The sequence below is a fragment of the Pseudomonas sp. GD03862 genome (genome assembly GCF_029840855.1).
GTDB lineage: Bacteria > Pseudomonadota > Gammaproteobacteria > Pseudomonadales > Pseudomonadaceae > Aquipseudomonas > Aquipseudomonas alloputida.
The window spans coordinates 157,816-182,318 of record NZ_JAOCDI010000002.1 but is presented as its reverse complement, the minus strand read 5'-3'; the positions used below and the strand labels follow the sequence as shown (position 1 = coordinate 182,318).

The 24,503-nt window shown below is 59.5% G+C and carries 48 protein-coding genes and 1 tRNA gene; 20 read left to right on the top strand and 29 right to left on the bottom strand.

Going from position 1 to position 24,503, the window contains the following annotated elements:
• Positions 1 to 25: 25 nt before the first annotated feature.
• Genes N5D53_RS02405 through N5D53_RS02380 form a run of 6 tightly spaced genes read right to left on the bottom strand, consistent with a single transcriptional unit; the run spans position 26 to position 2,269 of the window.
• On the bottom strand, positions 26 to 442 hold the full coding sequence (locus N5D53_RS02405; protein WP_012273088.1) for a hypothetical protein: 417 nt from the start codon (positions 440 to 442) through the stop codon (positions 26 to 28).
• A gap of 56 nt (positions 443 to 498) precedes the next feature.
• On the bottom strand, positions 499 to 858 hold the full coding sequence (locus N5D53_RS02400; protein ID WP_279839646.1) for a hypothetical protein: 360 nt from the start codon (positions 856 to 858) through the stop codon (positions 499 to 501).
• Positions 859 to 904: 46 nt separating this feature from the next.
• Entirely contained in the window at positions 905 to 1,237 is a 333-nt protein-coding gene (locus N5D53_RS02395) for a hypothetical protein (protein WP_084850563.1), read from the bottom strand.
• The gene (locus tag N5D53_RS02390) at positions 1,225 to 1,689 is read right to left on the bottom strand and encodes a DUF2591 domain-containing protein (protein WP_279839641.1); all 465 of its coding nucleotides are present in this window, start codon (positions 1,687 to 1,689) and stop codon (positions 1,225 to 1,227) included. Before N5D53_RS02390 ends, N5D53_RS02395 begins: the two co-directional genes overlap by 13 nt.
• Entirely contained in the window at positions 1,686 to 2,021 is a 336-nt protein-coding gene (locus tag N5D53_RS02385) for a hypothetical protein (protein WP_279839639.1), read from the bottom strand. Before N5D53_RS02385 ends, N5D53_RS02390 begins: the two co-directional genes overlap by 4 nt.
• Complete coding sequence (locus tag N5D53_RS02380) at positions 2,018 to 2,269, bottom strand: hypothetical protein (protein ID WP_279839637.1); 252 nt, start codon at positions 2,267 to 2,269, stop codon at positions 2,018 to 2,020. Before N5D53_RS02380 ends, N5D53_RS02385 begins: the two co-directional genes overlap by 4 nt.
• 157 nt (positions 2,270 to 2,426) lie before the next feature.
• On the opposite strand from N5D53_RS02380, the gene N5D53_RS02375 reads away from it, so the two are divergent.
• The 3 genes from N5D53_RS02375 to N5D53_RS02365 all read left to right on the top strand — a co-directional run bounded on the left by N5D53_RS02375 (position 2,427) and on the right by N5D53_RS02365 (position 3,454).
• Entirely contained in the window at positions 2,427 to 2,663 is a 237-nt protein-coding gene (locus tag N5D53_RS02375) for a hypothetical protein (RefSeq protein WP_279839635.1), read from the top strand.
• Between the two features lie 157 nt (positions 2,664 to 2,820).
• Positions 2,821 to 3,123, top strand: a complete 303-nt coding sequence (locus N5D53_RS02370; protein ID WP_279839633.1) for a hypothetical protein — start codon at positions 2,821 to 2,823, stop codon at positions 3,121 to 3,123.
• A gap of 106 nt (positions 3,124 to 3,229) precedes the next feature.
• Positions 3,230 to 3,454: a hypothetical protein gene (locus N5D53_RS02365; protein WP_110160043.1), complete on the top strand. Its 225-nt coding sequence runs from the start codon at positions 3,230 to 3,232 to the stop codon at positions 3,452 to 3,454.
• Between the two features lie 12 nt (positions 3,455 to 3,466).
• Here the strand turns inward: N5D53_RS02365 and N5D53_RS02360 are convergent, their stop codons facing one another.
• Positions 3,467 to 4,210, bottom strand: coding sequence for a hypothetical protein (locus tag N5D53_RS02360; protein WP_279839630.1), 744 nt, complete (start codon positions 4,208 to 4,210; stop codon positions 3,467 to 3,469).
• Between the two features lie 47 nt (positions 4,211 to 4,257).
• On the opposite strand from N5D53_RS02360, the gene N5D53_RS02355 reads away from it, so the two are divergent.
• Positions 4,258 to 4,521 carry a hypothetical protein gene (locus tag N5D53_RS02355; RefSeq protein WP_279839627.1) on the top strand — a complete coding sequence of 88 codons (264 nt, stop codon included), beginning with the start codon at positions 4,258 to 4,260 and terminating at the stop codon, positions 4,519 to 4,521.
• On the opposite strand, the gene N5D53_RS02350 is transcribed toward N5D53_RS02355, so the two are convergent.
• The 3 genes from N5D53_RS02350 to N5D53_RS02340 all read right to left on the bottom strand — a co-directional run bounded on the left by N5D53_RS02350 (position 4,518) and on the right by N5D53_RS02340 (position 6,434).
• Complete coding sequence (locus N5D53_RS02350; protein WP_279839626.1) at positions 4,518 to 5,441, bottom strand: DNA cytosine methyltransferase; 924 nt, start codon at positions 5,439 to 5,441, stop codon at positions 4,518 to 4,520. The genes N5D53_RS02355 and N5D53_RS02350 overlap by 4 nt on opposite strands.
• A gap of 18 nt (positions 5,442 to 5,459) precedes the next feature.
• Positions 5,460 to 5,810: a hypothetical protein gene (locus N5D53_RS02345; RefSeq protein ID WP_279839625.1), complete on the bottom strand. Its 351-nt coding sequence runs from the start codon at positions 5,808 to 5,810 to the stop codon at positions 5,460 to 5,462.
• 78 nt (positions 5,811 to 5,888) lie between these two features.
• On the bottom strand, positions 5,889 to 6,434 hold the full coding sequence (locus N5D53_RS02340) for a hypothetical protein (protein ID WP_279839623.1): 546 nt from the start codon (positions 6,432 to 6,434) through the stop codon (positions 5,889 to 5,891).
• Positions 6,435 to 6,544: 110 nt separating this feature from the next.
• Between N5D53_RS02340 and N5D53_RS02335 the strand changes: the two genes are divergently transcribed.
• Positions 6,545 to 7,051 (top strand): hypothetical protein, encoded by a 507-nt coding sequence (locus N5D53_RS02335; protein WP_279839621.1) that lies wholly within the window; start codon positions 6,545 to 6,547, stop codon positions 7,049 to 7,051.
• A gap of 161 nt (positions 7,052 to 7,212) precedes the next feature.
• Here the strand turns inward: N5D53_RS02335 and N5D53_RS02330 are convergent, their stop codons facing one another.
• The 19 genes from N5D53_RS02330 to N5D53_RS02240 all read right to left on the bottom strand — a co-directional run bounded on the left by N5D53_RS02330 (position 7,213) and on the right by N5D53_RS02240 (position 17,513).
• Positions 7,213 to 7,578: a hypothetical protein gene (locus N5D53_RS02330; RefSeq protein WP_279839619.1), complete on the bottom strand. Its 366-nt coding sequence runs from the start codon at positions 7,576 to 7,578 to the stop codon at positions 7,213 to 7,215.
• Positions 7,579 to 7,820: 242 nt separating this feature from the next.
• Positions 7,821 to 8,375, bottom strand: a complete 555-nt coding sequence (locus N5D53_RS02325; protein ID WP_279839617.1) for a single-stranded DNA-binding protein — start codon at positions 8,373 to 8,375, stop codon at positions 7,821 to 7,823.
• 8 nt (positions 8,376 to 8,383) lie between these two features.
• Positions 8,384 to 9,055: a 3'-5' exonuclease gene (locus N5D53_RS02320; protein WP_098090833.1), complete on the bottom strand. Its 672-nt coding sequence runs from the start codon at positions 9,053 to 9,055 to the stop codon at positions 8,384 to 8,386.
• Positions 9,052 to 9,918 carry an ATP-binding protein gene (locus N5D53_RS02315; RefSeq protein WP_064614147.1) on the bottom strand — a complete coding sequence of 289 codons (867 nt, stop codon included), beginning with the start codon at positions 9,916 to 9,918 and terminating at the stop codon, positions 9,052 to 9,054. The genes N5D53_RS02320 and N5D53_RS02315 overlap by 4 nt, the downstream gene beginning before the upstream one ends.
• A 10-nt stretch (positions 9,919 to 9,928) precedes the next feature.
• Entirely contained in the window at positions 9,929 to 10,075 is a 147-nt protein-coding gene (locus tag N5D53_RS02310; RefSeq protein WP_193774200.1) for a hypothetical protein, read from the bottom strand.
• A gap of 120 nt (positions 10,076 to 10,195) precedes the next feature.
• Entirely contained in the window at positions 10,196 to 10,390 is a 195-nt protein-coding gene (locus N5D53_RS02305) for a hypothetical protein (RefSeq protein WP_279839610.1), read from the bottom strand.
• A complete protein-coding gene (locus N5D53_RS02300; RefSeq protein WP_279839608.1) occupies positions 10,387 to 10,617 on the bottom strand; it encodes a hypothetical protein in 231 nt (76 codons plus the stop codon). The genes N5D53_RS02305 and N5D53_RS02300 overlap by 4 nt, the downstream gene beginning before the upstream one ends.
• Positions 10,614 to 10,868: a hypothetical protein gene (locus tag N5D53_RS02295; protein ID WP_279839606.1), complete on the bottom strand. Its 255-nt coding sequence runs from the start codon at positions 10,866 to 10,868 to the stop codon at positions 10,614 to 10,616. Before N5D53_RS02295 ends, N5D53_RS02300 begins: the two co-directional genes overlap by 4 nt.
• Before the next feature lie 531 nt (positions 10,869 to 11,399).
• Positions 11,400 to 12,044: a hypothetical protein gene (locus tag N5D53_RS02290; protein ID WP_279839604.1), complete on the bottom strand. Its 645-nt coding sequence runs from the start codon at positions 12,042 to 12,044 to the stop codon at positions 11,400 to 11,402.
• 64 nt (positions 12,045 to 12,108) lie between these two features.
• Positions 12,109 to 12,363, bottom strand: a complete 255-nt coding sequence (locus N5D53_RS02285; protein WP_279839603.1) for a hypothetical protein — start codon at positions 12,361 to 12,363, stop codon at positions 12,109 to 12,111.
• A gap of 192 nt (positions 12,364 to 12,555) precedes the next feature.
• Positions 12,556 to 12,897 carry a hypothetical protein gene (locus N5D53_RS02280; protein ID WP_279839601.1) on the bottom strand — a complete coding sequence of 114 codons (342 nt, stop codon included), beginning with the start codon at positions 12,895 to 12,897 and terminating at the stop codon, positions 12,556 to 12,558.
• 420 nt (positions 12,898 to 13,317) lie between these two features.
• Positions 13,318 to 13,626: an outer membrane protein assembly factor BamE gene (gene bamE, locus N5D53_RS02275; RefSeq protein ID WP_274082951.1), complete on the bottom strand. Its 309-nt coding sequence runs from the start codon at positions 13,624 to 13,626 to the stop codon at positions 13,318 to 13,320.
• 192 nt (positions 13,627 to 13,818) lie between these two features.
• On the bottom strand, positions 13,819 to 14,295 hold the full coding sequence (locus N5D53_RS02270; protein ID WP_279839599.1) for a DUF4411 family protein: 477 nt from the start codon (positions 14,293 to 14,295) through the stop codon (positions 13,819 to 13,821).
• Entirely contained in the window at positions 14,282 to 15,427 is a 1,146-nt protein-coding gene (locus N5D53_RS02265) for an ImmA/IrrE family metallo-endopeptidase (RefSeq protein ID WP_064614157.1), read from the bottom strand. Before N5D53_RS02265 ends, N5D53_RS02270 begins: the two co-directional genes overlap by 14 nt.
• Positions 15,428 to 15,581: 154 nt before the next feature.
• A complete protein-coding gene (locus N5D53_RS02260) occupies positions 15,582 to 15,788 on the bottom strand; it encodes a hypothetical protein (protein ID WP_279839806.1) in 207 nt (68 codons plus the stop codon).
• Between the two features lie 23 nt (positions 15,789 to 15,811).
• Entirely contained in the window at positions 15,812 to 16,048 is a 237-nt protein-coding gene (locus N5D53_RS02255) for a hypothetical protein (protein ID WP_020193007.1), read from the bottom strand.
• A complete protein-coding gene (locus N5D53_RS02250; RefSeq protein ID WP_279839595.1) occupies positions 16,045 to 16,269 on the bottom strand; it encodes a hypothetical protein in 225 nt (74 codons plus the stop codon). Before N5D53_RS02250 ends, N5D53_RS02255 begins: the two co-directional genes overlap by 4 nt.
• A gap of 2 nt (positions 16,270 to 16,271) precedes the next feature.
• Complete coding sequence (locus tag N5D53_RS02245) at positions 16,272 to 16,712, bottom strand: hypothetical protein (protein ID WP_279839593.1); 441 nt, start codon at positions 16,710 to 16,712, stop codon at positions 16,272 to 16,274.
• Positions 16,713 to 16,715: 3 nt separating this feature from the next.
• Positions 16,716 to 17,513, bottom strand: coding sequence for a S24 family peptidase (locus N5D53_RS02240; RefSeq protein ID WP_337994535.1), 798 nt, complete (start codon positions 17,511 to 17,513; stop codon positions 16,716 to 16,718).
• Between the two features lie 38 nt (positions 17,514 to 17,551).
• Here N5D53_RS02240 and N5D53_RS02235 point away from each other — a divergent pair, with 38 nt between their 5' ends.
• The 15 genes from N5D53_RS02235 to N5D53_RS02165 all read left to right on the top strand — a co-directional run bounded on the left by N5D53_RS02235 (position 17,552) and on the right by N5D53_RS02165 (position 24,503).
• Positions 17,552 to 17,791 (top strand): hypothetical protein, encoded by a 240-nt coding sequence (locus N5D53_RS02235; protein WP_100633219.1) that lies wholly within the window; start codon positions 17,552 to 17,554, stop codon positions 17,789 to 17,791.
• Positions 17,792 to 17,821: 30 nt separating this feature from the next.
• The gene (locus N5D53_RS02230; RefSeq protein ID WP_016487783.1) at positions 17,822 to 18,016 is read left to right on the top strand and encodes a hypothetical protein; all 195 of its coding nucleotides are present in this window, start codon (positions 17,822 to 17,824) and stop codon (positions 18,014 to 18,016) included.
• Positions 18,017 to 18,444: 428 nt separating this feature from the next.
• Positions 18,445 to 19,170, top strand: coding sequence for a Rha family transcriptional regulator (locus N5D53_RS02225; protein WP_274083001.1), 726 nt, complete (start codon positions 18,445 to 18,447; stop codon positions 19,168 to 19,170).
• Positions 19,167 to 19,406 carry a hypothetical protein gene (locus tag N5D53_RS02220; RefSeq protein ID WP_274082957.1) on the top strand — a complete coding sequence of 80 codons (240 nt, stop codon included), beginning with the start codon at positions 19,167 to 19,169 and terminating at the stop codon, positions 19,404 to 19,406. The genes N5D53_RS02225 and N5D53_RS02220 overlap by 4 nt, the downstream gene beginning before the upstream one ends.
• Positions 19,403 to 20,179, top strand: coding sequence for a DnaT-like ssDNA-binding domain-containing protein (locus N5D53_RS02215; protein ID WP_274082958.1), 777 nt, complete (start codon positions 19,403 to 19,405; stop codon positions 20,177 to 20,179). The genes N5D53_RS02220 and N5D53_RS02215 overlap by 4 nt, the downstream gene beginning before the upstream one ends.
• Positions 20,176 to 20,937 carry a replication protein P gene (locus tag N5D53_RS02210; protein ID WP_279839585.1) on the top strand — a complete coding sequence of 254 codons (762 nt, stop codon included), beginning with the start codon at positions 20,176 to 20,178 and terminating at the stop codon, positions 20,935 to 20,937. The genes N5D53_RS02215 and N5D53_RS02210 overlap by 4 nt, the downstream gene beginning before the upstream one ends.
• Positions 20,937 to 21,146: a hypothetical protein gene (locus N5D53_RS02205; protein ID WP_279839583.1), complete on the top strand. Its 210-nt coding sequence runs from the start codon at positions 20,937 to 20,939 to the stop codon at positions 21,144 to 21,146. Before N5D53_RS02210 ends, N5D53_RS02205 begins: the two co-directional genes overlap by 1 nt.
• Positions 21,146 to 21,547 carry a DNA translocase FtsK gene (locus tag N5D53_RS02200; RefSeq protein ID WP_265977914.1) on the top strand — a complete coding sequence of 134 codons (402 nt, stop codon included), beginning with the start codon at positions 21,146 to 21,148 and terminating at the stop codon, positions 21,545 to 21,547. The genes N5D53_RS02205 and N5D53_RS02200 overlap by 1 nt, the downstream gene beginning before the upstream one ends.
• A complete protein-coding gene (locus N5D53_RS02195) occupies positions 21,544 to 22,014 on the top strand; it encodes a hypothetical protein (RefSeq protein ID WP_279839580.1) in 471 nt (156 codons plus the stop codon). The genes N5D53_RS02200 and N5D53_RS02195 overlap by 4 nt, the downstream gene beginning before the upstream one ends.
• Positions 22,011 to 22,241 (top strand): hypothetical protein, encoded by a 231-nt coding sequence (locus N5D53_RS02190; protein WP_279839578.1) that lies wholly within the window; start codon positions 22,011 to 22,013, stop codon positions 22,239 to 22,241. The genes N5D53_RS02195 and N5D53_RS02190 overlap by 4 nt, the downstream gene beginning before the upstream one ends.
• Positions 22,238 to 22,843: a recombination protein NinG gene (locus N5D53_RS02185; protein WP_279839576.1), complete on the top strand. Its 606-nt coding sequence runs from the start codon at positions 22,238 to 22,240 to the stop codon at positions 22,841 to 22,843. The genes N5D53_RS02190 and N5D53_RS02185 overlap by 4 nt, the downstream gene beginning before the upstream one ends.
• Positions 22,840 to 22,986, top strand: coding sequence for a hypothetical protein (locus N5D53_RS02180; RefSeq protein WP_279839574.1), 147 nt, complete (start codon positions 22,840 to 22,842; stop codon positions 22,984 to 22,986). The genes N5D53_RS02185 and N5D53_RS02180 overlap by 4 nt, the downstream gene beginning before the upstream one ends.
• A complete protein-coding gene (locus tag N5D53_RS02175; protein WP_070572895.1) occupies positions 22,983 to 23,654 on the top strand; it encodes a hypothetical protein in 672 nt (223 codons plus the stop codon). The genes N5D53_RS02180 and N5D53_RS02175 overlap by 4 nt, the downstream gene beginning before the upstream one ends.
• A 371-nt stretch (positions 23,655 to 24,025) precedes the next feature.
• Positions 24,026 to 24,099 (top strand) — tRNA-Gly (locus N5D53_RS02170).
• Between the two features lie 80 nt (positions 24,100 to 24,179).
• The gene (locus tag N5D53_RS02165) at positions 24,180 to 24,503 is read left to right on the top strand and encodes a hypothetical protein (RefSeq protein WP_012273046.1); all 324 of its coding nucleotides are present in this window, start codon (positions 24,180 to 24,182) and stop codon (positions 24,501 to 24,503) included.

The window sequence follows — 24,503 nt, the reverse complement described above, 5'->3', positions numbered from 1 at the left end:
GCTGCCGGTGGCGGCAGGTTGGTGGTTAGGCCAGGTCAGCCAGGGCGAAAACGATCCCGCGGCAATATGGCTCTTCGTCTTCCACGACTTCGAAGGTGGCGTGCGGGATCTCGGTTTTATAGGTCCAGCTGTAGCCGTCCTCCTTACACCACAGGGCCTCGATCGATTTGGCCGACTTCTGTCGCTGCACGTACTCGGCGAGCTCCTCATCGCCATCCAGGCAATCGCGATCAGGCAGGACGCCATCTGCATCGACGAATGCGGTGCCACCGTCGTAGCAGCCGATCTCCTCACGCCGGGCGCCGTAGAATTCCATCAGGTCGTCGCTGGCTCCGCAGAGGATCACCAGTCCAGCGCTCTGTGCTGCGACGATCAGCGCGCCGGGGATGCGGGTCGGGTATTCGAGGCCGTTCAGTTGGGCGGCCAGTTCTTCTTTCGTCATGGCAATAGTTTTCCATGCCCGCGCATGTCGGCGGGCTTGAGTTGTAGGGGGAGGGGTTAGCAGTTGAAGGCGAATTGGAAATAGCGGCCGTCAGGCAGGGGGATGGCTACGGTGCCGGAGAAGTCATCGCCGGACATGCCGCACTCCTGATCGACGTACACGTCACCGAGGGCAAATCCATTGTCCTGAGGGGCGCCGGCCGGCTCATCGATGATCACGTAGTCGTAGGTGTTCTCGGCCGCTTCAATCTCTTCCTCTACCTGGGCGAACACCTCATCACCAACCAGCGCCTTTACCATTTCCAGCACAGGGGCGTTGCGCGCCTGCTGATCCAGTTGGTACTGGATCAGCGCCTCGTCGGCCGCCCGCATGATCTCGAAGCACTCCTCATCGGTGATTCCGAAGATGTTGCTCATCGCGGCCCCCTGTAGATCAGGTAGGCCATGTACATCAGGGGCAGGATCATTGGCATAGCTCCTTCGGCACGTTGATGGTTTCGCCACGGGCATGGTGCACGACGGCCCGGGCTGCAGCTTCTGCCCGGGTATCGCCGGGCTGGCGGTCGAGAGGGTGACCTGACACGCAGGCCAGCCAGGGCCAGCTGTACCCGCGCTCGATCCACATGCCATGCTTCTGGATCAGGTGCTCGCCGGTTGCGTCGTCGATGACCTGGTCGCCCAGTGACAGTTGCAGCTGGCCAGCCGCCGCTGGCACCGGACCGTCCACCAGCTCGACGGCCCAGAGCAGCGCCTTGCCGGCAAGGTCGCAGGTTGAAACCTTGATCATGCTGGGCATGGGATCAGCTCCTTGGGCACTTGGACGATATCGCCGAGCTCGAACTGGGCGATCGCCCGCATGGCTACGGTCAGAGGGTTGTCGGTATGGTGGAACGCGGTGCGCCGGTGCCTTCGCTCTTTGCCAAAGATCGTGCTGCTCCAAAGGCCCGACTCGTAGTAACCGTTGCGCTTGTCCATGTAGCCGAAGTTGCGGTGCACGGCGCTTGTCGGTGGCGACAGCGAAACCTGGTACTTCTCGATCAACTTCCCGCCCAGCGCCCAGTCTTCCCACGGGTTGTAGCGTTTGGTGTGCTCGATGGCCTCGCCCCGGTACCGGGCGAACACCCGCCATGGCACGCCGTTGTACCCAGGCGGCTCCAAATACACATCCAGCCCCTCGGCCTTGCCGACAGTCCACCCCAGAGCCTCGCCGAGCAGGTCTGCCGTCTTCACTTCGATCAGGTCGGTCATGGCATCTTCTCCCCGCGCTGGGCGGCAACGCTGACGATGGCAGTGCGTGCAGCCTTTCTGCGATCACCTTGGGCATATTCGCTGTCCACCCAGATCATGGTGTCATCAGCCCAGACGGCCTCAGACTCGCCGGACCCTTCAATGTGGATCTGGATGCCCAGGTCAATGGCCAGCTTGAATGCGTCGCCGTCGTTGATGTGAGGGTTCCAATGTGCCCGGGTGCCCGACTGGCCCTTGATGCGCAGCGGCCATTTCGGATCGCTGCAGGTGCACGGCTCTACTTCAATCCCAGCGGCCTTTGCGGCGAGCAGCAGTTCTTCCAGTTCGGTCACAGCTGATACCTCTCATCAATCCAGCGCCCAGGCGCCAGTGCGGGTGTAGGTTCGGGTTGTGTTTCGTGCGGGGAGAGCTGGCGCTCGTTGCCGGCCTGCAGCTGGCTGTCGGGGATGCAGCTGATCGCCGACTCGTTGAGGATGTAGCAGGTGACGCCGCGGCGGGCGTCGTGCTGCACGTCGATGTAGCGCTCGTTTGCGCTGGCGCCGGTGGCCAGCAGCAGGAGGCAGAGGGCGAGGCGGGTCATGGCTGAGCCGCCTGGCTGTCTTTGCCTCGTTCGACGGCCACACGTTGGATTAGCTTGATTTCTTCAGGCATGACTTCTCCTTACGCTGCTGATTTCAGCGTGTGCTGGGAATAAAATTGGTTACTGAAGGGTCTAGATAGCAGACGGCCAGCAAGCCATGCTCAACAGAGAGTGGGCTGCGGGCGCCGCGAGAGAAAACAAGATGCTGAACGCCGACCAGAGATATCGTGCTTATCAATTGTTGAAGGAGCTCGATAAATCGACTGCTGCATTGATGAATCGAGTGGCCTACAGCCACGGGGGTAAAATTTGCTGGGAGGAGGATCTCGAAGCTCAGCGTAAGGCGTTTCAAGAGTGGAGCGATTTTGCCGTGACTATCCGGGATGACGTGTAAGAACTTCGGCGAAAATTATACAAAATCGTAAATATGTATAGTTTTTGGCCAATTGTCGGAACGAGTTCTCAGTTTCGGTCGTTTTAGTTGTCTCTATGGTTAGGTTCGCTATGTTGTTTTTCACGACCTAAAGCAGAACAGCTGGAACGGAGGAATTATGAGAATTCGAGGACCGGCATATTGGGACTGGGCCGACCCAACGCTTCACCATCGTACCCATGACGAAATTCTCGACGACGGCACCATGGTTGATGTTCAGGTCAGATTGTCCCGCACAGGCACTACCCAGATGTTCATCGGCGTCTACGCGCCGGCTGGAAGTGCTCTTCATGAAGAGGCGTTTGACTCAAGACCAGGTGAGTCGATGACCAGAGCTTTGGCCTGGGGCGTTGGGCGTGCTCGTCAGATCGCCACTGAGGGGGGAGTTGTAACGGAAAAGCTCTCAGCCTGCTCGAAGTAGAGGAGTGGTGGGCTACATCAATAGAGTACAAGTGTGCTCTTGTGCGTTTTTCACATACGGGTCATCGGTAGAGGGCTAAACTCAGCTCCCCAACTGGAGAGCAGCCATGACCACAGAAAGGGTTATGCATTTGGAGCACGCGCTGGCGGCGGCCTTTGCAGCAGCGGAGCAACAGGGCATCGACATCGGTGAACTGCGCCGCCAAGCCATTGGCGGGCTCATAGGCAACACGTCCTGGCAATGGGTAAATGCCGAGCTGGTGCCTGGCGCAATTGCGGAGATCGAAAGTGCTCTCTGGCTGCTGGAGCAAGAGCCAGAGGAGGCTGGTTAAAACGACTTTATTTCAGGCTTGCGCAACCGGCGCGCTCGGCTCTGCGCTGGCGGATAGGTAAAAGGCCTTGATCTCGCGCTTGAGCTGCGTTCCGATGTCATGCTTGTAGGCTTCATCAAGGAAGGCTAGCGCTTCGACCAGCAGGGTGCGCAGGGTGTCGCGCTCGTTCGCGCACGCTGACAACGCCTGATCCATTCGCCGGCGCTCTAGGCGCAGCCGCTCAACCTCGGCAGGGTCGGCGTGGGTGTAGAGCGGGATGGTGTAGCCATTGACTGCTGAGGCTGGCGCCCCGCCGAACTTCAGGTTGTGCTGTTTGACCTCATTCGAGATCGTGGCGTGCATATGAGGTGAGCGCGGGTCCATCCATGCCACTGGCTCTCCTTGAAGCTGCTCGGGTGTTACGCCTGACATCGGCCCCAGGCCAACAATCGGCAGCCCAGTCTCTGCCGCATCCCGCTCTGCCTCTTCTTTGGTCCACCAGATGGCAGTACCAACCATCCAGGCGATAGGGTCGGGGTGGGGGTACGGGGCAGGAAGCAGATCGGCCAGAGTGATATCGGGCGCTTTGCATTGGGCGGCATCTATGGCAGCCATCGCCAGGTCGCAGTCGCGCATGCCTGGCACACCCTTCAGTCGAGTGATGCACGCTGTGGCGGCCTCGACCTGCTGCTCTGTCCAGATGCTGCGTTCTACCAGCATGAACCCTTCGGGCACGCTGACCATCTCTGTGTTGCTGGATCGGTTTTCTGTGGGCATGGGGATACCTCGGCTACAGTTTGTGTTTTAGCCACGGGAGCAATGGGATGAATGAGGAGTTCAAGAAGTACCGACACACGCTGTATCAGGGGCGCTGGCCTGTTGGAGCTCCAGTTGGACCTATACGGCCTGACGGTTCTGTTGTCGACGCAGAAGGGGTGCAGCGCTTCCAGGTAATTGATGGCAGCTTGTATGCGATGAGCAGTGAACTAGTTGGCCCCATCTACCAACTTGGAAAAGAATTTTTGATCCCAGATGATCAGGACAATTGCCTTTACTCGATTGCTCGGGATCCTGGGCAAGACAACTAGGCTGCTTTGAGGAGTGCTTCGATGACTCTCTGCCCGGCGAGCGGCGGCACCGCATTGCCAGCCATATGCATGGTTAGCCGGTGGCTGTCCGGACGCAGGGTGTCGGCCGGGAACGACATTGCGGCCAGGGCTTCGCTGGCGCTCAGCATCCGCATCCGGTCACCGTCGACCAGGGCCCAGCGGTCCAGCGTTGTGATGGTGCCGATCGGCCTGTTGATGTCGCGGCCGGTGGTGCCGGAGCCTTTGCCGTAGTAGGGCATGATGAAGCGGTCGCCGAAGCGCTGGCGGCCGTTGCGCACCCGGTCGAGTGTGGCCTGGGCCCGGCCCGGCTTCTCTATCTGCGACCAGCGCCCGGCGTCGAAGTCGAGGAAGCTGGCGGCTGGCACATGTCGCTCCTGCGGCAGCTGCAGCATCAGCGGGGCCTTGCTGCGGGTCAGGACCATGAAAAGGCGCACCCGGTGCTGCGGTACTCCGAGGTCGGCGCAGTCGACGATGTGCGGCGCTGCCTGATATCCCAGCGCCTGTACCGCTTGAAGCCAGGCGGGGTAGAGCACCCAGTCGGTGAACTCCGGCACGTTCTCGATTACTGCCGCCTGCGGTCGGTGGAACTCCAGTGCCGATACCGGCGCCCAGGCCGTCGAGCGCGAAGCGTCGTGTTCTGGGTTGCCGGACTTCTTGCCGCGGGCCTTGGCGTGTCCTTGGCAGCAGGGCGAGGCAAGCAAGATGTCGTGTGCCGGCACCTGCTCCCAGCGGGCCTGGTGCAGGTCTTGGCAGACGTGCTGCGTGTCGGGGTGGTTGGCGCTGTGCCATTCAACGGCCACAGGCCAATGGTTTGCCGCCCAGAGAACCTGGACGCCTGCGGCGCGCGCGCCGGTGCTCCATCCGCCGAGGCCGGCGAACAGGTCGATTGCTGTGGTCATGGTGGTCTCGCTGGAGGATCAGTCGAACAGGTGCTCGCGGCGCCCGGTCTCGTGGTAGTGCAAGTCTTGGATGGCCTGCTGTTGGTCGATGGTGAACATCGGGTTACAGGTAGTGCAGTGGCCGGCGATCTTGATTGCCTGGAACGACAGCGTGATGGATGAGTGGTCCCGGTAGCAGGAGGGGCACTTGATCGAGTCGCTGCCGCAACACAAGCGAGCTTCGTCCTCGCCGTCGTGGATGGTCTTGCATGCTGGGCATTCGAACATCTCTTCCACTTCTGGCTGGCAGCACTCCCGGGCTCCATCTTCATCGTCGTGGATGTCGCCACAGGAGCCGCACTTGTAGAGCGTCCTGATCTGAATCTTCATAGTGCCTCCAGGCAGGCGCCGCCCTCGTCGGGGTGGCGTTATCGTTGAATAGGGGAAGGCGCTGGCGGGCAGCGCGGGTCAGGCGTCGATCGGGAACTGCTTGGCCAGGGCCTGCTGAACTGTGGCGATGATGCGGCAGAGGTAGTCCCAGTCGGGGTTGCGCTCCATTGCGTCGGCCGGCAGGTTCCACCAGTCGTCACCGAAGACGCGGTGCATGAACTCGCGGTGGGCGCCGCCGCACTCATCGAGCGAGCTGGTGTAGCGAACATCCTCTGCTTCGTCGAGCAGGCTTCGGGCATCTTCTGCGTCCAGATCCCGGTCACGCCGCATTTGCACAATGACCTTCCGCGCTTTGTCGGCCAGCGCTTCAGCACTGAACCGGCGAGAGCTCAGCGCCCGGTCGAAGTAGCCGATGATGTAGGCGTCGTGCAGCTTGCAGAAGAACTGACCGATGGTCAGGCCATCCCACATGCCGCCCCAGTAGGCGTGCCAGGTCTTGTCGTAGCAGCTGACGGTGATCTTGCCTTTGCAGGGCGCCAGGTCTTCGAGGTACACGCTGATCGGGTCAAGGCCCTGAGCCTCAGTGATCAGCAGCTTGGTGACTGTCGAGGTCTCGACGTTCATGGCTTTCTCCATGCATGCGCCGCCCTCTATGCCGGTGGCGGCAGTGGAAATTTCTGAGGGGATAAGGTATTACGTCGCCCCTAGATGAGCTGAGGCGAGCATTGGCAGGCATGTATCAATCGCAGTACTGGACCGAACTGCAGGACCTCCGGGCCCATGCATACTATTTGGAGTTGTACCAGCAGCGAAGTGAGCGAATCGAGACGGGCATAGGGATTTTCTTGGCCGTAGCCTCCTCGGCAAGCATCGGGGCCTGGACGATTTGGACAAAGGCATCAATGGTGTGGGGCGGAATCATCGCGGCAAGTCAAGTCGTAGGTGTTGTATACAAATTCCTACCCTTCAAAGCACGAATCAAGCCGTTGAATGCAGCCTCGATTGAGCTTTTTTCGCTAGCTGATGAAGCAGAAAAGGGTTGGCATGACGTGGCAGAGGGCGAGTTGACTGGAAGCAAGGTCAACGAGATGCGCTTCAAAATTCGCTCGAAAAAGTCAGCCATCATGAAAGCTTCATTCACTGGCATTTCACTTCCCGAAGACAAAGAGCTTATGCGGGAAGCAGAGGCGAAAATGAGAGCGTATTTCAGTAACTTCTACACCGGAGCGGATGATGAGTAACGAACAGAAGACAGGCAACCAAGACAAGAAGCAGGGGACGCCAGCATTCGATCACGGATTGCCGCCAGTTCGTAGCGGAACCCCAATGCCGAAGGTTAAACCGCTAAAACCCGAGAAAAAGTGATTCGTCAGCCATCCCGGCCCGCCCAGCAGCAATCGGGTTAGCTGTTCATGTGCTCGATCACGTAGATGCCGGTATCGTCCGGGTCTTCGCCGAGCTCTAGGCCTGGCGCGCGCAGCTCGCGTCTCAACCTGAACTGGTCGAGCTTGCGCGCCACGTTTCCGCGAAGCTCGATTTTGTGGCGCGGAGGCGTGAGCAGCTTCACCGCCTCATCGCGGGTGAGTTCATGCAGGCGATGGATCATTACAGTCATCGCCTCGCCCTGTTCCTCGATCCCGGCCCACTCCATCAGTTCCAGCAGGGCCTGTTTAGTCCCTGGTCGAACCTTCAAGCGCAGGTCTTCTTCCTGCAACCGGGCGGCTTTGGCGCGGCGCTTCTCGTCGCGTTCCTTGGGTGACATCGCCATACGGCACCTCCATGATTCCGCTGGGCGGGATGTGTATGTGCAGCTGGCGGCGACGCTGCTGCGTGAGCTTCTGGATTCGTCTCATGGGTGGCACACCTCAATGGGCGTTTTCTTCGTCGAGCCAGACGGCATAACCACCAGTAGACGCTTGTTTCCTCGGTATACGCCCCAAGGCTGACCAGTGGACCTGGCCATGGCCGCCGCGTACTTCACGGCGGGCACAGGCTGAGACATGGTGGCAATCATGCGCCCGCCAGGTGGTGGAGCGGGGCGAACGGGATATCGTCGTCGAAGCTTTCGGGGTCCGGCCCATACCCTGCTTGCTGGTTCTGTTGCTGCGGCGCCTGGCGCGGCTGTTGGTACTGCTGGCGCTGCGGCTGCTGACGTTGTTGCTGTCGTTGCTGCTGAGGCTGGCGTTGTTGCTGTTGCTGCTGGCCGCCGCCCTGGTTGTCAGGCCGTCCCCCGAGCAGCTGCAGGGTGCCGTTGATGTCGACGTGCACCTCTGTGGCGTAGCGTTTGATCCCGTCTTTCTCCCATTCCCGGGTTTTCAGCTTGCCCTCGATGTAGCACTGGGATCCCTTGCGCAGGTACTCGCCGGCAATCTCAGCGACCTTGCCGAACAGCACCACCCGGTGCCACTCGGTCTTCTCGACCTTCTGGCTGGTCTGTCTGTCGTTCCACGATTCGCTGGTGGCCAGGCTTAGATTCGTGACCGCGTTGCCGTTGGGCAGGTAGCGGACCTCGGGATCCTGGCCGCAGGTGCCGACCAGGATGACTTTGTTTACTCCGCGAGCCATGTTGTCTCCTAGCGCTGCAGTGCTTTGCGAACGAACGGGTCGAGGTCAGGCTGGTTGAGCAGCCAGCGGCGGTAGTCGGCCGGCAGATCGCTGAACTTGGTGCCGCGGTGCTTGCCGAAGCCGATCACGGTCGGGATGCGGGCATCTTCGGAGATACTCCAGAGTTCTTCCCAGTCGGCCACCGGGCGGCCCAGCTCGCCAGCCAGGGCATCGAGAATTTTGACCAGCAGCAGTCGGCAGTTCTTCACATCATCCAGGGCAGCGTGGGCATTGCGGAGCAGGCCCGGAGCTTGCTCGCGGTAGTGCAGGTAAATCATCGCCGACTGCGAATGAGAGTCGGCGTCGGGCCACAGTCGGCGGCTCAGGGCTGCGGTGCAGATCCGCTTGATCGCTGGCTGGCCGATGACGCCCCAGTCGTAGTCGACGTTGTGACCGATCAGATACTCAACCTCGGTAGGCAGCGCGAACTCGGTATGGTCCGGGCAATCCGCCAGTTCCTCATCAAGGATGTGGCTGGTGGCCAGGGCGCCGAGCTCAATCGGCTTGCCCGGTTTATAGCGCTGTAGGAATTCGTCAGCCACTGGCAGGCCAGGGATCGCTGCAAGTTGCAGCCAGGCGGCCTCGACCAAGTGCGGCTCGTTGAAGCCAGTGGTCTCGCTGTCGAAGATGAATGCATTCATGCCGATTGCTCCTGAGGGGTAAGTTCGTACTTGCGTTGGTCCTTCGCGGCGTTCAACTGCGCAAGGAGGTGAGGGGACTGCTCGAGGACGCGATAGGCTGCCGAGAACACGCTCTGCAGCTCCTGCATCGTTTCTGTGATCGGAATCTTCGACAGGGCGTCGTCGAGTGCCGCAGCTTGGAGATCAGCTTGAGACTTGCCATCGTTCAGCCAGGCCAAGAGGCGCCGGCCGGTATCCGGGCTGATCACTTCAGGCTGATCGAAGAGCCGGGTACGGTCCTTGGTGGCCACGGCAACGTTGCCGTCGTGGAGGAGGTCGAGCACTACGGTGAACTCGTAGTCAGAACCGTCACGCTGCTCGGACTTCATGCCAAGCTTGAGGATCTTCTTGCCTTCGCCCTGGACCGTCTCGGTCTTGCTGCGCATCGTGCAGATGATGTGCAGCGGGCTGGTCAGGATGGTGTCGACCAGCTTGCGGTGGCGCGGCGTCGTCTCGTTCCAAGCCGACCAGGTGTTGCCCTTGTAGCGCTGCTTGGCGATCGTGTCGTTGATCTCAAGGCAGCCACCGGAACCGACCCACTCGTGGGAGTAGCTGTCGATGATCAGCGTCGAGTAGCCGCCTGCCTCTGCAGCCTTTATGGCCTCGATGTACCGTTCCGGCGAATACGGTGCGCTCAGCCCCGTGACATCGAAGTCGGTCAGGTCGGCGTACAGCGAGGCGCTTTCGTGCTCGGTATCGATTACCGCGATCGGGCCGCCCAGGCCGATGGCCAGTTGCAGCGCGGAATAGGTCTTGCCTGATCCAGATGGGCCGGTAAGTGCTAGCCGTAGCCTTGCCTGCTTACGTTCGGCTTTCTTGAACATTGGGATGCCCTCAGTTCGGTTGGTTGTCCCACTGCCGCTCAATGCGAGCGGCCTCTTCTTCGTACTCTTTTCGCTCGTCGCCCTGGTACCGCTCAGGCGAGAACGATCCGACCGTCATCCAGTCGAGCTGGGCGGCCAGGCGGGGTGTCGTGCTCATGGTTACCTCAGGAGGTGATGCAGCCCGCGTATGCGCTGGCGAGCATCCAGGCAGTGCAAAGGGAAATGGTGAAGAAGCCCCCGCGCCACATGGCGAATCGTCGGGCGCGCTGATATCCGGTCATGGCCGCACACGGACGGCGATTCGCCGGCCCTTCATGGTTGCGCTGAGGCGACGGGTCAGGCTAGAGACTGGCGTCTCTCGCGGAAGGCCGACGGCCTCGTTAAACGGAAGGCCGAAGCTGATCACCGCCAGGGTGCGCTCGATCTGCTCCAACTGCTCATCGATGAGCGATTTCACAGGCGCTGTGCTCATGCCACCCTCCCGTGCATCTCCATCCACTGTTCGTGGTCGCGCGCAATGATGCGGTTAAGGCGCTCGGTGTAGCTGCGCTGCTCGCCAATGTCGATGGCGCCAGTCAGGCCGGCCAGGTCAATGGCCATGACCAGTTCGCCGCGAAGCGTGTCGCTGAAGTTCTCGCAGATGGCAGTGAATCGAGAGTCGATGATATCGACCACGGCCTGGCGGGTACTCTTGTTCATGCTGTCCTCCGGGCGGCGCCTGTGCCGCACATGGCTTCCATCTTGTCGAGTGCTGAGGCGATGGCCTTCCGGCTGTTGGTAGCTTGGACCTTGTCGCGCTTGCGGATCATCTCCAGCCAGGTGCGGTTGTTCTCCGCCGCCTGTTGGGGCGTGACGCCAGCTGTCCAGTGAACTTCTGTATCACCGGACAAGCGCCGATCCATGGCACGCGCCTGGGCGCTGTCGGCGTAGAGATCGAGCTGATCATTCATGGTCGGCTCCGGGTGGTTATGCGGCCGCATTGGTCAGGAGCCAGGCACGGGTGACCAAACCCACCGTGAAAGGTGGCCTGGCGCCTGCCTAATGCGGTCGAAGTGAAGGGAAGGGGGTGATGCAGAGGCCGGGCGCTACCCCGGCAGCTGGCTTGGCGTGGACCAATCCAGCGGCGCAATTCGTTTACCCCCAGTGCGAGGGAAGGGACGTCCACAGGTGCTTCGGTAACCGCGCCCTGAGCTGGGCGCTACTCTGCATCGGGGTGTGATCTGGCCGGCGCTGATCTCCGGCTTGGCTATTAGCGGCCTCAGTGACACCGGGGTTTCACCGGGGCGAAGGTTTCAGCCGCTTATTGTTGGACTCGCCATGGCCATCTGGGCGCTTACTCACTTTGCCGGCCATGATTCCCGCGATCCACCAGGTCTTACACTCGCGCATCAGCCTGCGCATTCAGATCACACTCCGATGCAGCCTGCGATGGGGAGCAGGGCATCGGGCAGTTAACGACAAGCTGTCGAGGTGCTGGTTTTTCAGTCTTCGTCTGGCTCAGGCTCCCATCCCTTCACCTCGTAAGCGAAGGCTTGCCATTTCTGCTGGTCAGCCTCTGACATGCTGTTCCAGTCGGCCGACTCCTCTCGGGAAACTGCTTCGCCGCCCTTGAAGGTGACGGTGCCGCAGTTGCTGCCGATGTCTTCGTCGGCGTAGGCAAGCTCGATGGTTGCCTCCGGGAACATCTGGCTTAGTTTGAGGAAAACCGGCTCAGGGAAAGACCAGGCAGTGTCGAACTTGGCCAGGCCAGGCTCTTCAATGCTCTGGTCGCAAGCGTTCCACTTGGTGCCCCAGGCGGAACGGGCGAAGTCCATGCTATGCATGAACCCAGTCTTGCGATGGTTGCGCAGCATCTGCACGAACTGCTCGAAGCTTTCGTCGCTCAACTTCGACAGATCGAAGCGGCTCCGGCTTTCTCGTTGCATGCCACCAACCAATGGATGGTCGCTGACTGGCAGTCGAAGCACGGCCTCGGCGGCAGTCTCGGCATCGCCGAAAACGCCATTCCATGGGAATTCGCCCTCGAACTTGAGGATCATTCCAAAGTCGATGCGGCCTTCCTCGTTGACCAAGGCCTGGATGACTTCCTGCGGCGCCTTGACCTTGTTGGTTACCCAATTTGGCATTTCGTATTCCTCCAGTGGATTCCCCCTGATGCGCCCCGCTTGAGGCGCACCTGGGAATCGTCTGTCAGGCAGCGCGGCTGTAGTAGTCGGCCTGCAAGCCCCAGTGCACGACGTCCTTCTGGGCCATGCGGTGCTGCACCCAGTCGGCCTCATCGCCACTGACTTGCGCCTTGAGCTGCCACCGGCGAGATTCGGCCTGCGCCATGTCGCGCTGGTGATTGGCATTGCGGAGTGCTTCACGGTTGGTCATTTCGGTGATCTCCAGTTGGCGAGCCATCGGCGGGTGGAGAGGGTAGGGGCTGCCAGTGAGTTGGCTCATACTCATCGCTAGCATCGCTTTCGACGGCGTCCCACTCGCCTTTGGCGTTGAAGTAGAAGCCGTAGCAGGCCGACCACATCCAGCCGTCTGTGCCTGATGAGCGTTCTCCGACGATCATGATGTTGCCGGTCATTCGCAGCCATACGGGGGTATCGAGGTCAGGCAGACTGTCGCTGCACTTGATCCAGCTGCTCATGGCTTAACCCGCGCAGTGAGCATTGCATCGGCAGTGGCGTAGGCATATTCCGCCGACTCACGGGTCATTCGCTCGGCTGCTGCTGGATTGCCTGGTCCGGAGTTCATTCGAGTCAACAGGGCTTGCATGGCCTTAGCTGCGAAATAGTCGCGGATCGTCAAACCGAAGCAGGTGCCGTGCCCGCCATAGTCGCTAGCCTGGACAGGGAAGGCCGGCTGTTCGCCTTGCGCAATTGGCTGGCAGTCGTAGCAAATGCCACCGATTTGCTCGGATTCTTCAATACAGCTTGAGCAGCGCAGGCAGCGGCCTACGCCAGACGGATCTGGTGGCTGGTACATGGATTTTTCTCCGGTTGATTTCCCAATGCAGCCTGTCGCCAAGCTGCATCAGTGAAATTTCCTGTCTCCACCACGCATCGTTGCGAGTCATCTCTCACCGGCGCCGCACATTTCGTGTTCGATGCATTGCCAGTTTGTGTGCGTGGTTTCGCGTGCTTGCATGTGGAAGCACGGCAGCTATCCAGAGGCTGCATGGACGACGGTTTAGCTTTCTCACCACCGGGTTGGCCGGTACGTCGTTGGGTCACGTCTGGTTGTGTAAAGAGCGGTGAAGCTTTAGGGCCTCCCGAGGGGCTGTGTAGCGCCTCGATGGGTGTAAATATGTACCAGTGGTTCACAGTCGTCAAGTACCAAAAGTACACATTTCTCCTGCGCCCACAAAAAAGCCCGCGCTAGGCGGGCTTCATGGATTCGGATGAATCACTCGTCAGGACTGGGCTTGGCGATGTAGTCCTTCGGGATGTACGGCACCTTGGTCACCTTGCCGTCTTTGGTTTCAAACGAAACCGACTTGGCGCCACTGAAGGCCGTGGCATGGCTGTACACCCATATCTGGCCGTCTTCTCTTGAGGTGACCATGTAGGGGTTGCCCATGATCTCGTAGAGCTGATCTTCGGTCATGCCGACCTTGACCTGGCTGGCCTGGCCAAAGGTGAATGGCGTGCCGGCGCAACCAGCCAGGACGACTACTACAGCGGCGAGAAGGAATCGGTGAATGTGGCGAAGCATGGCGACCTCCCTGTGAATTGAGCCGCCATCCTACCACTCTGGCCATACGCCATCACGCGCCCAAAGAAAAGCCCGCACTGCTATGCGGGCTAACGTAGGGAAGCGGATGAGTCTTCAATGTGCAGGGAAGGCCGTGAAAAAAGCGTGAAGGCATGAAAAAGCCCGCCGAGGCGGGCTTATTACGGATCATAATCAGAATTTGGCGCCTGATTGCTTGATATAGGCTAGAAAGTCAATAACTGTGGTCGGGGGCTTTTTAAGTGAGCATACCGCCGGGATTTTGTATTTTGAAAGGACTTTAGGTAGGCTCATCTGCACAGCTTCATTTGACACAAGAGGTAATCCATTGATCTCAGCGGTTGCGATGATTATTAAATCATTTTCGCCAACGCCCACCCCGTAACGATCGCCCTCTATACCTAGGAGCGATTTAAGGTTGGCGGCGCATTTTAGGATTGCGGTGCTGGGGTGTAGAATACTCAGGTTGGCATCCTTTAGCCACTTCCCACAGTCAGGAGACTTTGATGAGGTCTCTTCAAAGGCCACTAAGGGCATAGTAATGATGCCCGACGCTATCTGGATGCCTAGCCACTCCCAGAGCCTTGGGAAATGTTTTTCCGGGTAGTTGTCCCAAGCATAAATCATAGATGAAGCATCAAACGCCCACATAGAATCCCTTAAGGCTATCTATATCCCTGGTCTTAATACCGTCTAAGTAACTGCTAGCCTTCGCTAGGCTAATGTTCTTGGCGTTAAGCGAGTCAAGAACAACTCGTACGAACCTGTCGCCAAAAATGTGCTTAGGCTCACGATGTCTGTACAGTCTAGTGCCTCCCGCATCCTGCTCCGGAATCCGCAGTCCAGCCCTGTAGCGCCGATAGGCTTCATAGTCTTCAGCGCGCAAAAGACCTTCGTCGAGCATCCTTCTGACGATAACCTCGCCGCTGACACCCCACGCTTTTCTATGTGGCTCCAGCCAGTAATCAAACTCATCGGCTAGCTCTGGTTTGTCCCGCATGATTATTTTTTTCAGATACTCATCTGGAACTAAAACCAAGCCAGCAAACTGATTAGCCTCTCTTTCAAGCCCACTTGAGTGGTGCAGGTCGCTATCATCATCGATAGAGCTGATTTTGTGCAGGAGAACATGGCTCAGCTCATGAATGAGCGTGAACGTCTGCAATGTCTCGAAATATTGTTTTTTGACAAAAATAAGCGGGCAATTTTTGTCATACAACGAAAAGCCAAGAACGGGATTGTCTTTGGCTATTTGCCATTGTCCATGGTAGCCATTGCTGCGAAAAACCAAGATGCCTTTTGACTCAATTGCTGATCGATATTGGTCGAAGGTGTTTTGGTTTTTTAGCCCGAGCCACTCTCTAACCAAAAGCGAGGCTTGCTTTAAGTCACCAGGAAGCAGTGGCGGGTCATACGTTGGCACGTCCTCACTATCTACATCTTCCAGCAGATCTAGATAAATATCGCGCTGACGCTCAGCTCGCTCGATTAGCCGCCGAAGCTTGTTACCAATTTCAGGTTTCTGATTGGCAATGCTTCGGAAGGCCGGAGTGTGAACCTTGTCTGGATCAGCCTCGCCTTCCTCCATAAAGAACAGGACGCCACGCCCAAAATAATCAGCGATCCTTTTAAGCTGGGCGTAAGTAAGCCCCCTTTCCCCAGCTGACGCTTTCGAAAGGGTTGCCTCCGCCACTCCTGTTTCTGCGGCTAGTTCATGCAGCGTTATGCCGCTGTCAGCACAGCACCACGCGATACGTCCATGATTAAATTCGATACGGTCCATCTACCCACCAGCCCGTTCAGGTACCTTGCGTTTCAGTCTATCGGACAGCTTGTGGCCATCATAATTTTGCCGACGGTTGTCATTCGTCACGGTGCTGAGATGCCTCATGCCAATCTCTGGTCACTCTGACACTTCGAGCCTAGACCAATTATGCCTAGACGCAGCGCTCAATCCACCCCGCCTTCACCTCATCCCCATACCCCACCAACCGATCCTCCCCGGCCTGCATCACCAGGCCGATTCTCAGCACTGCTCTCGCTTCTTCCTCGTTCCCTGCCTCATTCAGGCGTGCCGCGATGTGCACCAGCTCTTTCGCTGAGTGGCTCAGTACTTCGGCGAGATCGTACAGGCCGCGAGGCAGGCCCCGGTTACAGTTTTTCCGGGTCACTCCGTAGTCCTGCTCACTCGACCTGCTTTAGCCTCTTCTGCATACCCGGCAAGTTTGTCCTCTCCAGCCTGCATCACCTGGCAGATCCTGATCACTGCCTGGGCATCGTGCTCGTTTCCGGCCTGGCTCAGTCGTTCGGCAATGCGCATCAGCTCGACCGCTGACCATTTGAGGTCAGACGCCAGGCCCTGAAGGTCGCGACGGAGGTCTTGATTCGGTTTGTCCAGGGTCATTCCTTTGTCCTTGCCACTCGGCCTAACTTCACTTCATCAGCGTACCCCACCAGCCGATCGGCCAGTTCATGCAGCTCCCCGACGCGCTTCATCGCCTCCAGAAACTGAGCCTCTTCGCTACCCTGGGCCTTGTGGAAGATCTCCAGTGCGGCGCTTTCCAAGGCGAAGGCAGCATCCTTCAGGTCTCGGCGTAGCTGCTGGTTGGGCTTGGTTAGGGGCATGGTTATACCTTCTTCACATCGCCTGAAAACCGGTCGGAGATCTTCTCTGCACCGCCAAGCTTCTCGACGAGCTCGGCCCAGGGCTCCCTTCGGCACTCTTGTTGGATGGCCTCGCAACGCTCATCGGGATCATCAATGCTTTCGGCTAGCTGTCGGACCGAGAGCAGAAACCGGTGAAAGTCGCTTCCGTGTGTCGGCACAGGGCCTATCTCAGACGCCATTGTCGAGAAGGGCATCATGCGGTCAGAAAGCTCTGTTTGAGGGACCCATATTCCCTGCCATTCCTCACTGACGAAGATTGGAGGCGGCGCAGATCGATCCCAATAGGTCTCGCCATGGCGCTCAAGGACGCAGTACGGCGTCCGAAGCTGCATGGTCGCGACAAACATGAAGTTTGTGACGAAGTCGCCAGGCCATGACTGGTTGGCAGCTTTGTATTCCATGGGCTAGAGGACTCCGCCACGCCAAATTACGCGGCCCAGGATTCGGTGCTCATGGATCTCTCCGTCCGGAACCTTGAGATCTGCATAGAGTGCTTTGTCTGGGTTATCGCTGCGAATTATCCATCCCTCCAGGTCGGAGAAGATCAGGCGCTTGACGATGGCACCCTTGTTCTCGCTGAAGAGCGCGAACACCTGGCCGTCTACAGGATCGATCCGTGACTCATCAATCAGTAATACGTCGCGATCACTTATGGTTGGCTCCATGCTTGAGCCCTGCGCGTAAATTACCTTCAGGTTCTTCGGGTTAAGGCCCATGAACCGGATCCACTCGCGCTTGAACGCGAGCGTCCCCCTAACCTCGACGTGGTCATTGGATTGACCTGGCCCCGCAGAAACTAGAGCGGTGTACTGCTTGATGTGGACGTAGGCGTCCTCTTTGTCATCCTCGGTGGGGAAGGCGGGAATGTCGGCAGGTTGCGACGCCAACAGCTTTTCGGCTCCTTGATCGTCGTCCCGCATGTCGCCGCGCCCATATTCAAGCCACTCAACCCGAACCTTAAGCGCGGATGCAAGGGCGAGCATCTTAGCTCCGCCTGGCATCGATTCTCCGTTCAGCCACTTGCTGCTTGCCTTTGGTGTGACCCCGGCGAGTTTCGCCAGGCGAGCGCCGCCGCCCCACGAAGGAATGTCGTTGGCAAGCAGGGCTTCTCTCAAGCGCGCCGCGAAGGACGCTCGTATTTCTTCTATCTGAACCATAGGTTCAATATCGCACGCGCTTGCATGTACTTTCAGTTCCGACATAATATGTACTGACAGTTCATATTTCGTTTGGAGGCCCCATGCAGGAGCTCAAGAAGGCAATCGATGATGCAGGTGGCGTGACCGCCGTTGCGCTCGCTTGCGGGAAAACGCCGCGCGCCGTCTACAAGTGGCTCACCGCTGGCTGCCTCCCGCGCACCGAATACACCGGCGAAACAACCTACGCCGAAAAGATCGCAGCCCTGGCAAAGGCCAATGGAAAGCCGCTCAAGGCTCAGCGCCTTCTGGCTGCCACTGCGCCAACCAAGACCGCCGCCTAATCCATTTCAACCGCAAGGAGCAGTACCCGTATGGCCTATCACGACCAAAGTCACCTGAAAGACCGGGAGATTAAGTCGCGCTACGACGAGGAGACCTATGAGGCGCTTAAGGCCGTAGCTCGGCTGCACAAGCTTCAGCTGGCTGTCTTCGTGCGTATGTGCGTGGAGGAAAAACTGGAAAGCATCATCGAGAGCGATGTTAACGACAAAAGCCAGACGGCCTGAAGGCCCGGAAGGAGGCCTACGTGCCCGAAACCACGATCTGCCACGGGATCGATGGACGCCTCTACGAAAAGCTTGAGCGACTGGCGAAACAGGCAGGCATGTCGCCTGAGCAGTACGCCGCAAAGCTGGGAACAGAGCGCTTCTTCGAAAAGACCAGGCCGAGGGGAGCCGGAAAAATCCGAAACCTCCCGGTACCACAAAGGAATCAGGACTCAATAGGCCCTGAAAAAGGAGGGACTGATGAAGGCCCAGATTAGCGAATCCGCTGAATCGCGGACACAAAAAAGCCGCCTGGCGGGGCGGCTCCTTCTAAGCACAGTGGTAACTCATCTGTAGGGTGAATCATGACGGAATCGAAACTCCCAGGCAAGGGGCTAATCAGTCCCGCGCCACAAATTGAAGATAATGAAAACGTGGCGCGGCAAACCATGAGTTCGCGAGAGATTGCCGAGCTCACCGGGAAACGCCATCCCGACGTGAAGCGCGACATTCATGTAATGGCTTCCGATCTGAAAGTCGATGTGAGCAGTTTTGCTCACATTTATCTTGATGGTCGCAATCGCAGGCAAACCGAATACCTCCTTGATCGCGAGCACACGGAGTGCCTGCTGACTGGCTACAGCGCCATGCTGCGTATGCGCGTAATTCGCCGTTGGCGGGAGCTGGAAAAGATAGTTCTTGATCCAGCCAAGAAGGTGAACGGCGCCAAGGTCAACGGCGAGATCGCGATCTTTGAATGCTACACGCGCCTCCTCAAGCCTTCGCCTTCCAGCCAAATGGCCATGCTGAACAGAATCGCCGCCAATAATGGCCTGGAATCCAGCTTCTTGCCTAGTTACGCCATTGATGCCGCTCCAGATGCTACTGGAGGCTCATCCATGCAAACCCTGCCTCTGACCGATCTGCTGAAAGATCGTGGCATTCGCAGCACTGCCAGGGTGTTCAATCGGTACCTAGCCGAAAAGGGGTTAATCAAGAAATGCCAGCGGAACAGCACCAGGCGCGGCGTCGTGGAGTTCTGGGCGATCACTGAAAAGGGGCTGCATTTCGGCAAGAACCTGACCAGCCCTAACAGCCCACGCGAAACCCAGCCTCATTGGTATGTCGAGCGGTTCGATGAACTGGTGGAGCTTGTAGGGAAGGGCCGCCTATGAAGCTCGTGACGATCGTTGTAGCAAATCCTGTCGATCCGATTCGCCTGGGCATGCAAATCGTTGGTGGCCGGGTCACTGCCGCTGGGGTTGGTGACTACTGCGCCTACACCGAACTCATGGAGGCCGCTCAGGAGCTAGTGCTACTGCTCGAAAACGGAATCCCGCCAGGCCATGAGCAGCTCGACGCTGCAGTGCGCACTGCTCGCGAGATCATCACCAAGCTGGAGGCCCAATGATGGCCCGCATTCGCACTATCAAGCCAGAATTCTGGTCGAGCGAGCAGGTGATGTCTTGCCGGCCACTTGCACGCCTGCTGTTCATCGGCCTGTGGAACTTCTGTGATGACGGCGGCAACCACCCGCTGGCAGCCCGCACGATCAAGGCTCTGGTGTTTCCCGGTGACGACATCACCACAGAAGAGGTGAGCGCGCTCCTTGTCGAACTGGAAGGCGCCGAACTGACTCGCAGCTACTGGGTGGCAGGGAAGAACTACCTGCACATCTGTGGCTGGAAGCACCAGAAGATCGAGAAAAAGAACTTCAAATACCCAGCCCCTCCCGCAGAAATCGAAGATGAGTCGGAGAGTGGTCGCCGACAATTCGCCGAGGAGTCGCCGACTGGTCGTCGACCGGTTGACCCCGGAAGGGAAGGGAATGGAAGGGAAGAACACAACACACAACGCGCGGGCGAGGAATCCGGCGTTGATCCAAAGCTGCCGACCGAGATGGACCTTGAGTGGAAGCCTGACGACAAGCTGCTGAAGGCCTATGCCAAGCGCATGGGTATCCCTGTCGACCTGTTCACCGATGAAGCGACCGCCGCGTTCGTTTGTCACTACTCGGCATCTGGACGCTGCGAGACGCAAGCCTCGTGGGTGAGTCTGCTGGTCAAGTGGGTGAAGCGTGACATGGCCAGCGCGAGCAACGTTCGTCCATTCCCGCTGAAGCGCCAGGCGAATGGCCCTGACTTCAACGACACCAGCTGGGCTGATGACCTGGGGGGCTTATGAGCGCACAACCGAAACTGCGCAGCGTGACGCAGATCATGGCCACGGCCCGCAACCTGCCCGCCGAGGTCCAGGCCCCGGCCAAGCAGCTGGACCCAGGCACCACCGAAGTGGTCAACGCCCTGTTCAAGGAGCTGCAGGCCATCTTCCCGGCTTGGAAGCAGGCCTGGCCGGATGACGAGGCGCTGAAGGCTGCCAAGCGCAGCTGGATCAAGTCCTTCGTCGCCGCAGGCATCAACACGCTCGAGCAGATCCGCTTCGGCATCCAGAAGTGCCGGGTGCTGGGTACCGACTTCGCCCCGAGCAGCGGCAAGTTCATCAAGCTGTGCCAGCCGACCCCGGAAGAGATGGGCATCCCGCCACTTGCGCGGGCCCTGGCAGAAGCGCTGGAGAACTTCCACCCCAGCAGGGCGGGTTCCCGCACCTGGTCGCACGCAGCGGTGCGCCACGCGGCCCTGCAGTGCGAGGCGCAGAACCTGGGGTCGATGGAGGTGGAGCGAGCCGAGAAGGTGTTCGCCCGGGCCTACGACATCACGATCCGCATGCTGGTCGCCGGCGAGCCCCTTGGCGACATCGCCACCGGCATCGGCCACGACAGCCAGAAGAGCCTGGCCCAGCTGGCCGACGAGTACGCCGCCCAGCGCCAGGTGCGCCTGCTGGACCTGCAGCAGATCCCCACCAGCGCCGCCGCCTGCCGTGCACACCTGCTGGCCAAGTTGAACATCAAGCGCGCCGGGCAGCCGGCCGGGGAGGGGGTGTGATGCGCACCTATCTCAAAGCCGTGCTGATGATCGTGCTTTTGCCGTCGGCCGTGATCGCCGGATCGGTGATGGCCTACCTGTGGTGCGAGTTCGCGATATCGCTGGACCTGCCAAAGCCTGTTCGCTTCGGCATCTACATCACGCCGGTGGTGTTACTCGCTGCAATCCCAGTTGCCTGGGTGCTGAAAAAACTCGAGGAGAAGCACTGATGGACACCAACAAGATGCGCGAGCAGTTCGAGGCGTGGGTCCTTCGGGAATGGCCTGAGCAATCGCTGGCCCGTTTCACTACCGGCGAATACCAGGGCTTCACGGTCGAGCACTGCTGGAAGGCCTGGCAGGCATCCCGCGAGGCTTTACAGGTCTACTCAATCAGTCCGGAAGCCTCTGCGCTAATGCAGCGTATCGATGACGAGGAGCGTGGGCAGGCGCTGCGTGCTGAGGTGTTCGTCCGCGAATCGGGGCGCGCCTCGATCTCCGCCCTTCAGCGGCATTTCAAGATCGCCTATGGGTCTGCGTGCCGGCTTATGGATCGGCTGGTTGCTGACGGCGTTGTCAGCCCAATTGACTCGGATGGCCGCCGCCAGGTCCTGCCAAAGGTAACACCATGACCGAGAAGATCAGCGTCAACAGCCAGGCCAAGCTGTCGGAGGCGATCACCACGATCACCCGGATGTTCCGCGACAAGAAGTTCGTCGTGGTCAGCATGCGCCCAGGCAAGGACCGCACCCTGGACCAGAACGCCCTGTGGTTCGCCATGTACGAGCGCATCGCCAAGAGCACCGAGATGGGTGACATCGAGGACGTGCGCCGCTACTGCAAGCTGCACCTGGGCGTGCCGATCATGCGCGCCGGCTGCGCCGAGTTCCGCACCGGCTGGGCTGAGTCGTTCATCCACCTGGATTACGACGTGAAGCTGCGCCTGATGGGGCCGTGTGCCATGTTCGGGCCGGATGGCTTCCCGGTAACACGGCTGTTCGACCGGGCCCAGGGCTGCCAGTACACCGACCGGATCGTTGAGGAGTTTGCCGCCCGCGGTGTGCACTTCGCTGACTTGCTGGGGGAGGAAGCCGCATGAGAAGTCGTGACTGGTATGACCGTCGTATCGACAAGCGAGTAGCGCTTCAGATTGCCGAAGAGCAAGGGATTGTGGCCGACAGCACTGAGCTCAGGCAGGCGCTGGTCGCCAAGCTTCAGTCGGGCGAAATGACTATCCAGCAGGTTCAGGACGAGTTGCGTAAGGTGAAGCGCGAAGCGAAGAAGAACGGCAAGAAAACGCGCGAACAGATATGGAGGTCGGCATGAGTCTGGCCAAGGAGATCAAACCGAAGAAGTGCAAGGCGCCAGGCTGCGGCCAGCGCTTCAAGCCGTCCATGTCCACGCAGAAGGTGTGCAGTATCGCCTGCGCCAAGGCCATGGCCAAGGATCCGAAGCTGCAGAAGGTCGCTGCCAAAGCCATCACCAAGCAGGCCCGCCAGGACCTCCAGGAGCGCCGGGAGAAGCTGAAGACCCGCCGTGAGCACATGACCGAGGCGCAGACCGCGTTCAATGCCTACATCCGCGAGCGCGACGCCGGCCTGCCGTGCATCAGTTGCGACTCAAACCCGAGCGACCACGACCTCATCACCGGCAGCCGCTGGGACGCCGGGCATTACCGGTCGGTGGGCGCCTGCCCGGAGCTGCGCTTCGAGCCGCTCAACGTCCACCGCCAGTGTGTGAAGTGCAACCGCAACCTGTCGGGTAACGCGGTCGAGTACCGCATCCGGTTGGTGAAGCGCATCGGCGCCGAAGCCGTGGAGTTCCTCGAAGGGCCTCATAAGCCCCAGCGGCTGACCATCGAAGACCTGCAGGCCATCAAGGTCCTATACAGACAGAAGCTCAAAGACCTGAGGAGGGCGGCGGCATGACGCCAGCATGGGGATTCCTGATTTTGGCCGCCCTCATGGTGGTGGGTGGTGTGTCGCTGTCCTGGGCTGGGGCAGTGCGCCGCAAGCGGTACTACGAAGAATTCATTTTGAGCAACGCCAAGCGGGCAGGGGGTAAGCAATGATCTATCGAGACGTGATTTCCGCAGTAATTCGAGCGCTGGCGTCTGAGACGATCAACAGCGCAGGCGGCTGTGACTACACCCCCAAGGTGCAGGCCAGCAAGCTCAAGGGTGAGATCGTCGGCAAGGATGCGGCATTCCTCACCGACTGCTGGGTATTTGGGAGGCTGCATTCCTGCCTTGACCAAAAGCATTGGCTGGCCCTGAATGCCCGCTACTCGACTCACATGGCCTCCAAGGTTGGGGCCATAGGCCGGATCGTTGCTCACGTTACCTCGCCGGCACCCAGGCTGTTCCTCACCAAGGCCGTGACCGCCTGGGCCTACCCGCAGCTCGGGGGTGCTGAGCGACCGACTGCTGAAAAGGTGACCCTCGATGTTGACGACGATGCCCCCGCTTGGCGAAAGGCCGCCGTCGCAAAAGCTCAGCAGGCCATCAACGCAAAGCTGAAGCAGCGGCAGGAAGCGCCGTGCGAAGGGGTGATCATTCTGCCCGCGCACAACTACGACATGAACACCTGGGATCTTGATGGGAACCCAGAGCGTACCCGGCGAGACTGGCGCCGCAAAATCTTCAAGGGGTTGGACAAGATGGTGGATGAAGCGCTGGTGGAGGCTGGCGAGATCCTGAGCAGCGAGGGGGTTTTATTCGATGACCAGGACGCCGCATAGACCGCTTGACATGACATGCCGCTTCGCCGAATATTCACCCATCCTGTCATTCCTGCGCTAGTTGAGGAGTGACACACAAACCCGGCCACCGCGCCGGGTTTTTTATTTGCCCCATGAGGGCCTCAAGAGTCCCGGCCCAGTGCCGGGATTTCTGTTTCTGGTGCAGGGACCCACTGCCAGTGTGGCCCGAAAGGGATAACTGGACGCGGATAAGCCGGTAGTGCCGCGCGATGCAGAAAAACACCGGCAGCCCGCCCACCCTTGCCTCACATGCTCCGGGGTGGCGCGAGATCTGACCGGCGAGACCAGTGCAGTAGGGCGCTGGCGTCGGGAGGGTCTTCGGCGGACAGGTGGGGAAAGACCCACGCATAGCGGGCAAGCAGCAGGTTTGCCGCCAGCCTTCCAAGCTGAGCAGAGAAGGGTTCGATTCCCTCTGCCCGCTCCAATTTCGTTATGTGCTGCTCCGCACACTTGCCCGGTCCCTCAATAGGGACTCCCCGGGCCCTTTATTCCAAGGACACCCCTATGGCCGAACCAACAAGCGCCGCTGCCAGCGTAGTGCTGGGCAAATACGGGTTGGTGATGGCTGCTTTCATCGGCTCGATCCTCTCTCTGGGCTTCCTGAAGGATCTGACCCGCTTCCAGGCCGCTACTGCGGTCGCCACTGGCTTCGGCTTCTCGGTCTACCTGACCCAGCCCGTCACCGCCTGGCTTGCCCCAAAGCTTGAGCTTGCGGTCACCGATGATCTGCTGTGCGGGGTAGCGTTCGTGCTTGGCCTCACTGCAATGAACATTATCCCCGCGATCAAGGCTGCCATGGGGTCGTTCGTCACGGCGCGAGGTGCCTGA